A 10,081-nucleotide genomic window follows, 5' to 3' on the forward strand; every position below is an offset into this window, starting at 1 on the left:
GTAGTACTCCGCGCGGCCTCTGTTCTGCGCCTGCGATAGCCACTGTTTTTTTGTAGTGTCGTACACCACGTTGTTAACATTCTGGATCACATTGCCGATACGGTTATAGAAAATGCTTCCATCCAGGCTGATGTTCCGGAGCCGGGTATCGCTGTACTGTAATCCAAAATTGAGCGTATTTTCCGGTTTCAGATCCGGGTTAGGTATGGCTGTCCCCAGTTTATAGGAATAACGGTCCTTGATGGTGGCAAAACGCGTCATCCGGTCTACGGACAAAGTGAGGGAACGTCCGCGGGTAAAGGCATAGGCAAGTTTGGCCTGTGCGTTCAATGCGTTGCTGTTGTTCGACGGGAAACCGGTAATGGTTTTGGTCTGGCTGTTGTAGTTCTGCGCATCCATGCTTTGCCGGTAATTAAATGCGGCGCCGCCCTCCAGGGTCCAGTGGATATCGAATACATGACGGTCTGTAATACCGGCGGAAAATGTGTTATCAGCTACCTTTCTTTCCGGCTCGCCCTCATTATGTTCCCGGTGCACATCCTGTTTAAAATGTACGGCTGTTTTCAAGCTATTGGCGGCGGAAAGCGTGTAGCCATATTCCAGGTTGCCGCCAAACGTATAGTCGTTATAGTAACTGGTAAAGGCATAAGGTTTCTTTTGCGTGGTATAGGTGGCGTCGTCAAAACTTTTGAGCACGTTAATGAACCGGTCGAAATACAAACGGCTTTTAAGATAACTTTTTGCATTCAGGGCGCTGTTAGAAAGGAAATAAATGCTTTCCTTATTCCATTCGGGCCATTGCCAGTAGCGAGGGCTTTTATATAACGAATTCAGTGTATCCGTTCCCGTATATACCGGTGTTCCCTTGGTACCATCCTGGTGGGAAAACCCGATGGCCAGCTCGTTTTTTTCATTGGGCGTATAACCCAGCCGTATGCCATAACGCCAGTCGCTGCTAAATGAGTTATTCCTTTTACCCCCGTCTTCTGTTTTGGTGCTGGTAAAATCATCGGAAAGGCGATAATAATCCCGCTGGTACCTCGATATATCGGCCTGCAGGTAAAATTTCTTCAGCCGGCTGCCAATGCTGAGCGCTTCTTCATGTCCGCCGCTGAGCCATCCGGCGGAAGCATTCACTTCCAGCCGGTGTATGGGTTTCGAAGAAAGCAGGTTAATAACGCCGCCCATGGTATTGGGGCCGTATAACACGGAGGCGCCTCCTTTTTCTACTACTATTTTAGAGAGATGGAAAGTAGTGAACCGTGCAAGGTCTACATACCCGTCGTAAGGTACATATACCGGTACACCGTCCATAAAAACGGGCGTTTGCCGCAGGTCAAATCCCCGGAGGTAGATCATGGATTCATTGCGGGGGCCTACGTTTGACTGGCTGATGCCGGGTAGCAGGTTAAGGGCTGAGGATACATTGAGCCGGTGAAACTGCCGGATCTGTTCCATGGAAACCGTGCTGGCGGAATCGCCCTGCCGGGCATAGCTAACCACTTCCCCAAGTGTAAATACCTTACTGCTGTCTGTTTTTACCTGTGCCGCCAATGGAACGGTAATACCCGTAAGCATGCTAACGGCCAATAATTTTCTGAACATAGATTGCGTTGTTCATTTTTTTGAATAACGGTGATAAAAGCTTACCTCTATGCAGCAAAAACAAGGTCACAGCGCCGGAAGGAAAGCGGGAAAAAGTAATGAGTTGCCTGGGTGTATGGTTGATAACGGGTGCAAATTAGTATTAAAAGAACAGAAAGTCAACGGGCCTCGTTTAATTTTCAAATCCATCGCGCCAAAAAAGCATAGCAGATTCCAGGAATGATGCTTAAATTACAGGGGAATAAACCGATGCTTAGATGAAAACTGGAAAAACACTCCCCTCCGCTATCACCATCTTCGGCGCCAAAGGGGATCTGACCAAAAGAAAACTGATACCCGCGCTTTATAACCTGTATACCGATAACCATCTTCCGCCTGTATTCACCATTTATTGCGTGGATTTTCTGCCGGAAGATGAAGCGGCATTTAAACTCGACCTGCTTGCCGGGGTAAATGAGTTTAGCCGTAACGGGAAAGCAGATGAAAAACAATGGGAAGGATTTGCTAAGAATATCTCTTATCTCCAGGGCGATTTCCTGAAAACAGAAACCTACACCGGCCTGAAAGAAAAACTGGAAGCATTCGGGAAAAAGCAAAAGCAGCATGGCTCCCGTATCTTTTACTTTGCCGTGGCGCCCCGCTTTATCGAAATCATTGCAGAAGGATTATACAAGCACACCATTTGTAACCGCGATGGCCTGGACCGTATTGTAGTGGAAAAACCTTTTGGCACCGATCTGGAAACCGCGAAAAAACTGAACCGCTTCCTCACCAAACGTTTTGCGGAAAAACAGATCTACCGTATTGATCATTACCTGGGAAAAGAAGCCGTGCAGAATATCATGGCATTCCGTTTTGCCAACTACGTATTTGAACCACTGTGGAATAAAAAATATATCGATCATATACAGATCAGCGTGGCAGAAGAAGTAGGCGTAGGAAAACGAGGCGGCTATTATGATGGCGCCGGCGCCCTGCGCGATATGGTACAGAACCACCTCCTGCAGCTGTTATGTATTGTGGCTATGGACTCGCCGGAATTTTACCAGTCGGAACTGATCCGCGACGCAAAGGTGAAAGTATTGAAAGATATCAGGCAGTATACGCCTGCACAGGTGTTGAAAAATGTGATCCGCGGACAATACACTGCGGGTAATGTGCATGGCGCGCCGCGACTGGCATATCGCAAAGAGGAACATGTATTATCCGCTTCCAACACGGAAACTTTTATTGCCGCAAGATTATTTATCGACAACGAAAGATGGAAAGGCGTACCTTTCTTCCTGCGCACAGGAAAATCAATGCCGGTGCAGTCGTCTGTAATTGTAGTACAGTTTAAAGATTCTCCCCATAAGATTTTTAAAGATGATATCACGCCAAACAGGTTGATCATCAGTATTCAACCGGAACTTGAAATCAGTTTACTGTTTGAAAGTAAAGTCCCCGGCCTGAAAATGAAATTAAAACCGGTGGAGATGGATTTCACTTACCAGGAATCCTATACGGAAACAATTCCGGAAGCATACGAAGCATTACTGCTGGATGTACTGGATGGCAACCCTACCTTATTCATGCGTGCCGACCAGGTGGAAGCCGCCTGGAAAGTAGTAATGCCTATCCTCGACACCTGGAAAAAATATCCCGCAAAGGAACTGCATCTCTATAAAGCCGGCACCTGGGGCCCCACTGCAGCCACTACGTTGCTGAAGCCTTATGCGAAAGACTGGTTCCGCTTATCTGCCAGGGAAGAAAGCATAAAATAATTGTACTGATAGAAAAAACCGTCCACGTAAAAAATGGACGGTTTTTTTTATGCTAATCATTTAGATATCATACTCATTTTAATACCTTCTTATCGAGGAAATAAATTTCCGCACCGATATCTTTTTTATTTTATACTTTTATTTCAACGATAGAAATGGACATTTTTACGACGCCCTATTAACAAAAGAGAACACTAAAAATAATTCCTTAAGCCATGTTAGCCAGTTAGTTTTTGCCCTTGTGCCTCAGATCTTGTGTTTACCCGGTTTCAGTATTTTTTTTATTTATTTCAACTTTATTTATTTCAACCAAACAGTAACCGTATCAGTATTGCTATTGCATTGATGTGTAGTTTATCATAACTTTTTAATGATCTGTCAACACCGGATGTCGCCGCTGCAGCAGCGATTCCCGGGGAGAGTGCTGAAGTTTCTTCCGCCATCAATGCCGTATGAATACCTGTGAGATTAATATTCATATGTACCCTAAAATATCTTCATCTTGAAACCTCTTTACTACGTAGCATTTATGCGTGATAAGTGTTTCGGCCTTGCTGTATTGCTGGTATTCTGCAGTGATACAACATGGGCTCAGCACACAAACGCAGGGGCCCTGAAAGACAGCTCACAAACTGCTGTACATGCTCCTCCTGTTCCCTCGAAACTGGCCGCGCAATCGCTGAAGAAATGGTCGGCTTATAAAACGCAGTTGATGCGCCGGGCAGAGAAACAATTGAGCGCTGTTAAGAAAACAGACCTCGACATGTATGAGCAGCTGTATAGCTTCGACAGCACTGCCGCAAAAAATCTTTACCCTGAAGGGCTTGACAAGCTCTATGATGCAAAGATTGCCGGCATCAAATCAAAATCAACAGCAGCGGTTACAGCGGTTACCGGGTCGTATCAGCCTTACGTGGATAGCCTGCGCGGTATTTTGTCTTTTGCAGACAGGTACACCTCCGGCGGCGCTACCACTAAAGTGAAAGAATCACTGGCAGGGCTAAACGAATTGCAGGGAAAGCTCCAGGAAGCAGACCAGGTAAAGGAATTCATCCAACAGCGAAAAGCGCTGATCAAAGAGTATTTGTCGCAATACAAATCGCTGCCATCCGGGTTAAAAAATTCATACGATAAATTGAACAAAGACCTGTACTACTACTCCGCACAGCTGCGCGAATACAAAGATGCATTGAATGAGCCGGATAAGCTGCTAAAGAAAACGCTGCAGGTGATGGATAAAGTACCGGCTTTCAAAAGCTTTATGGAGAAGCATTCCATGCTGTCGGAATTATTTGGTGCTTCATCAGCAGCGGAAAGCCTGCTTCGCGGCAGCGCCGACCTGGTAACGCGCGACCAGATCCAGTCGCGTATACAAACACAGATCACCGGCGGAGGCGCAGGCGCCGCAGGAGCATTGTCGCAGCAACTGAGAACAGCGCGTCAGCAGATAGATAACCTCCAGTCTAAAATAATGGCCAACGGGCCGGATGCAGGCAATGTAGATCTTCCTGATGGGTATACTCCCAATAACCTGAACAAGAAAACGCTGTGGCAGCGCCTGGAATACAGCTGGAACCTGCAAAACCAGCCGGCCACCGGTGTATTGCCGGTGATCTCCGCACTTGGACTGTCTGTTGGCTATAAGTTTTCAGACAATACCGTAGCAGGTATTGGCGCTGCCTACCAGCTGGGCCTGGGCAAAGGTATCAACGATCTGAAGCTGAGTAACCAGGGCCTGGGGTTGAGAACATTCTTCGATATGAAACTGAAGAACACCTTCTGGCTGAGCGCCGGCGCTGAAGAAAACTATATGCATGAGTTTTCAAAAATAGACCAGATCAATCAATTGAAGTTCTGGCAACAGAGCGCATTGATCGGTATAATGAAGAAAACAAAAATTGGTAAGCAAACAAACAGTATCCAGGTACTGTTCGATGTGCTGGCCAGCCGCCAGGTGCCGAGAGCCCAACCTTTGAAAATCCGTCTTGCACATAAATTATAAAACCCTACTCTCATAAACATTTAATAGCAATGCCCTATTCATTAAAGTTGCTCAGAAAACTATGGGTCCTGTCGTGCCTGTGTTTATCCTTTGTGCCTGCATTGGCACAGATAAACGGTGGACTGGTACTGCCATCCCCCAACAACCGCTTCCTGGGAAATACAGTGGCGATATCGGCTACCTCCGATGTAGGTGTAGACCTGCACACCGGTACGATGTCTGCCAACATCCCTCTTTGCCAGCTCACGTCAAAAGAATTAACGATCCCCGTTTCCCTCACTTATATTGGCGGAAAAGGAATTAAGGTACAGGACTATGCCAGCCAGGCGGGCCTTGGATGGCTGTTGAATGCCGGCGGCAGCGTAACCCGCGTGGTACGCGCTTTCCCGGATGAGCAGTCGAACGGGTACCTGGGTACCGGTCATGCCGGACAACAGGTAGCCAACTGGAAACGCAATGGCGCCGCCTTACCCGGTTCGTTCACTTCCACGCCGCCCACCAGCGACGGAGAGCCCGATATTTATTTCATCAAAACACCCTACTTCAGTTTCCAGTTTACATTTGATGAAAACGGGAATATAGCGGTGTCTAATAACAACGGCGTTAAAATCATTGCCAAAAATTTTTATAACACTTCCGGTTATTCCAGCAGCTCCTTTGAAGCCATCGATGAAAATGGTACGCACTATTATTTCGGTTCTGCCAGCGCTTCAAAAGAATATACCAACGCTACTATTTATGGCAACTCCAATACCTTCCCCACTACCTGGTACCTGGATAAAATTGTTACGCTCAACGGCAAGGATGTGGCTACATTGGAGTATACCTCCGCTCCCGGCAATGATGTGCTTAATCACTATGTAGGCGTTGTTACCTGGGATATTTACGGCAATACCAACTGGGATACCACGCACCCCATTGTTACTACATTAGTGCCGCCAAAATATGTTTCAAGAATAGTAACAGGTGCGGGCAAAGTGGAATTCAATTATGCATTCGACCGGCAGGATGAGCCCGGGGCTGCGCGACTGGTAAGCATTGTGCAATCGTCGTTACTGCCGCCAATGACGCTTAATACCTATTCCTTTAATCACAGCTATTTCGGCACACCATCTACCGATCCCAACATGCTGCGGCTCCGGCTGGATAGCATCAGGGTAAAAGGGAACAACAGCGTCACGGCAACACCCATCACGCTGCGCACGTTTACCTATAATACTTCCCATACCATGTCCAACCGCAAAGCATATGCGGAAGTAGATCTCTGGGGATACCAGAATTTTTATGTGCCTAAAGTATTTACACCATTTCCCGATAACAACCGGAACCCCGATCTTACGGCCGCACAAATAGGTGTGTTAACGGGTGTAAAGGAACTGAATGGTGGCAGCTGGAACGTAACGTATGAGCTGAACGACTATAATAAAAGCGGTACCAATACTACCGTTGGCGGCCTTCGTGTAAAAAGACTGGCGCAAACGATGCCTAACGGGGAAAACCTGTATAAAGATTATAGTTATGTAGATGCTAATAACCTCTCTACCGGGCAGGTCTTCAGTCCTTCTTACACTATCATCGGTTATGCCTGGGCCAACCAAAACGGAAATATCGTGATCAATCAGAGACTTTCAGAATGTCCTTCTGAAGTGTACGATCTGAACGGCAACTTTGTTGGTTATTCATCTGTAAAAGTAACAGAAAAAAATGGCGGGTATACAGTAAGCACCTTCTCTAATTTCAGCGACTTCCCCGATATCCTCAACTATCTTACACCGGGCCAGCAGGGCGCAGTTCCGGATGTCACCTCTTCCACCAGCTATGCTTTTAAAAGAGGATTGCCGCTCAGCGTTACTGTTTACAATGCTGCCAACCAAAAGATCACGGAAGACCTCACGCCGCTCACTGCCTATTCGATGTTAACAAATCCTGCTACACAAAAAGCATGGGCGTATAAGTGGAATACCGTGTCTTATGCCGTAGGCGGCTCTTCCGGCTACAGCTCTTTCAATACTGTGTATTTTACACCGTATGAAAATTACCAGCTTACGCAGGTAGTGCACAGGGAATACGATCAGCTGCGCCCCGGTACTTATATACAAACCACTACTAATTTTGGATTTTCACCTGCCAATCTCCGCCAGGTGAAGACTATTACTACTACCGATTCGAAAGGAAAGTCGTATGTGAAAACATTGTACCGTGCACAGGATACAGATATACCGCGGCTCGCCACGGGTGAACAGGCCGTTGTTACTTCGCTCGCAAATGCGAATGTGGTTAATCCTGTTATCCATGAAACGGAAAGCAGGAACGGTATTACCCGTGAAATTCACAACACTTATACTACTTCCGCATGGGGCAACAGCCAGAATTTGTACCTGACAAAATCAGACCTTTACATGGGTGGCGCCGCGGTGAAGCAAAAGTTATTCAAGTATGACCCGGCCACATCCAATCTTTCCAGTGAAAAAATGCTGGGAGGAAAAGCCACCACTTACCAGTATGGCTATGGTGATAATTTACCGGTGGCAGTGATTGATAATGCAGAAGATGCTTTTACGGTTTCTTCCACTATAGTAACGCAGTCGGGCACGCTTACCATTACCCCCGGCCCTTCGTCGGTAACGTTTACCCACGATGCAGCCGGCAACATGGTGTTCTCTGCTATCCCATCGCCGGGAGAAACCTACGGGATCAACTATACTTTAACAGGGCCATCCAATGCCGCTGGCAGCCTGTGTGTAAGCAGAACTTCCACTACCTGCTCTTACCCTGAAACAGTGACGCTGCCTAATATGCCGGCGGGTACCTATACATTGTCCATTACCTCCGGCAGTGGTACATCGAATTATAAAGCGATGGGTTATTCCTATAATTTCCTGAAGCCAACGTCTACGGCTACACGCGGATTCTTCTACCAGGGCTTTGAAAATTATACACAGGGTGGCGCCGTTACAGGCAGCGCGCACAGCGGTCGTTCGTATTATACCAGCGCGCAGTACGGAGCCTACACCGTGAATTTTCCATTGCCGGATACAAGGAAATATTACCTGCAGTACTGGTCGTGGGAAAATGGAAAATGGGTGATGAAACAGCAGGTGTATACAGCCCCTGTAGCGCTTTCAGGAGTGATAGATGATATACGGGTATTTCCTTCGGATGCCTTGCTCACCACCTTCAGCTACGACCCACAGGTGGGTAAAACCGGCGAAACGGATCCTGCCGGGAAAACTACCACCTATGAGTACGATGGTCTTGGCAGGTTAGGTATTGTGAGAGATGATGATAAAAATATTATCACCAAAACCTGTTACAATTATTACGGTCTTCCTACAGGCTGTCCTGATAACCCGGTTTATACCAGCGCAGTATATACAAGAACGATAACAAGAAATAACTGCGCCGCAGGATACCAGCCGGGAGATGTGGTGTACACGGTGCCCGCCGGAAAGTACAGCTCCACCATCAGCCAGTCGGATGCCAACCAGCAGGCAGTGAATGAGGCCGACTTGTACGGGCAGGCTTACGCCAATGCCAATGGTACCTGCTCACTGATTTATTATAGTGCAGCGAAAAGTGGCGACTTCACCAGGAACAACTGCGCCGCAGGGTTTAACGGCAGCACAGTTACGTACAACGTTCCCGCAGGAAGATATACTTCTATCATCAGCCAGGCGGATGCCGATCAGAAGGCGGTAAATGATGTGAATGCCAACGGGCAGAATTATGCCAATACCAACGGTACCTGTACTTCTTCACAGGTAATAAAATATGGCTCGCTGTCGTACAACGGTACCACCTCTGCTACCTTCACTTCCACACTGGCAGGAGATATTACTTTGAGTGTAAACGGAGAACCTACCTATTACTTCACCATTTCCTACTCGCTTACAGGTGCTGCCAGCAGGAACGGCTCTTTATGCGCCAGCAGAACCACTTATACCTGTTCATCGCCATCCAGTATTGTATTGAGTAATATGCCGGCCGGAACCTATACGATCAGTATTTCTTCCAGCAGCGGTACATCTCCCTATAGGGTGCTTGGATATAGTTATTGGGGAGCGCCGTGATAACAGCGTTGCTTCATTCACCTGGAAAAGGAATATCGATCCGTTGCAAACAAAAAAAATATTATGAATAAACGTTTCATGCCATATAAAAATCTCATTACAGTCATCATACTGATCTGTATGATCTTTCCCCTGCAGGCAAGGGGACAACAAACGCCGCCGGCGCCTTACACCAGCCAGTTGCCGGTGAACAGTGTGCGCACCTGGAAGGCAAAAGTGCCGGTAGCAGGTGCTGCAGCTATCAGCACAAAAACCAGTGCGGAAGTAGAACAGGTAACCGAGTATACAGACGGTTTGGGAAGACCGCTGCAAACTGTAGTAAAACAGGGCAGCCCTTCAGGATATGACCTGGTGATCCCTCATGTATATGATAGCTACGGAAGAGAACAGCTGGAATACCTGCCGTTTGCCTCCACTACCAACAACGGCGATCTGAAGCTGAATCCCATACAGCAGCAGGTAGCATTTTACAATACCTATCTCGCCGGGCAAACCGGTGAAACCAATGTTGGCGCCAATAGTTTGAACTGGGCCTACAGCCAGCAAACATTTGAAGCCTCACCGCTTAACAGAACGCTTTCAATTCTTCCTCCCGGCGCCAACTGGGTAGGCACGGCCACGCATTCAGTGGCTTCCCGCAG

The 10,081-nt window shown here is 47.4% G+C and carries 5 protein-coding genes; 4 read left to right on the forward strand and 1 reads right to left on the reverse strand.

Features of this window, described 5'->3' with window-relative positions; translation table 11 throughout:
* A partial coding sequence (locus tag VIM72_RS03205) for a TonB-dependent receptor plug domain-containing protein (RefSeq protein ID WP_332001426.1) occupies window positions 1-1,605 on the reverse strand: 1,605 nt, incomplete at its 3' end.
* Between the two features lie 257 nt (window positions 1,606-1,862).
* Here VIM72_RS03205 and zwf point away from each other — a divergent pair.
* From zwf to VIM72_RS03225, 4 genes are all read left to right on the forward strand, one after another.
* Complete coding sequence (gene zwf, locus VIM72_RS03210) at window positions 1,863-3,368, forward strand: glucose-6-phosphate dehydrogenase (RefSeq protein ID WP_332001427.1); 1,506 nt, start codon at window positions 1,863-1,865, stop codon at window positions 3,366-3,368.
* Window positions 3,369-3,870: 502 nt separating this feature from the next.
* Window positions 3,871-5,370 carry a hypothetical protein gene (locus tag VIM72_RS03215; RefSeq protein WP_332001428.1) on the forward strand — a complete coding sequence of 500 codons (1,500 nt, stop codon included), beginning with the start codon at window positions 3,871-3,873 and terminating at the stop codon, window positions 5,368-5,370.
* 29 nt (window positions 5,371-5,399) lie between these two features.
* Entirely contained in the window at window positions 5,400-9,440 is a 4,041-nt protein-coding gene (locus VIM72_RS03220; protein ID WP_332001429.1) for a DUF5977 domain-containing protein, read from the forward strand.
* A gap of 63 nt (window positions 9,441-9,503) precedes the next feature.
* The coding region (locus VIM72_RS03225; protein WP_332001430.1) for a DUF6443 domain-containing protein at window positions 9,504-10,081 on the forward strand (578 nt) is incomplete at its 3' end.

Origin of the sequence: Chitinophaga sp. (genome assembly GCF_036569185.1) — a bacterium.
GTDB lineage: Bacteria > Bacteroidota > Bacteroidia > Chitinophagales > Chitinophagaceae > Chitinophaga.

Bases quoted from the DNA above. Each gene is read 5' to 3' on its own strand.
- VIM72_RS03220 (WP_332001429.1), top strand. From the start codon at position 5,400: ATGCCCTATTCATTAAAGTTGCTCAGAAAACTATGGGTCCTGTCGTGC.
- zwf (WP_332001427.1), top strand. From the start codon at position 1,863: ATGAAAACTGGAAAAACACTCCCCTCCGCTATCACCATCTTCGGCGCC.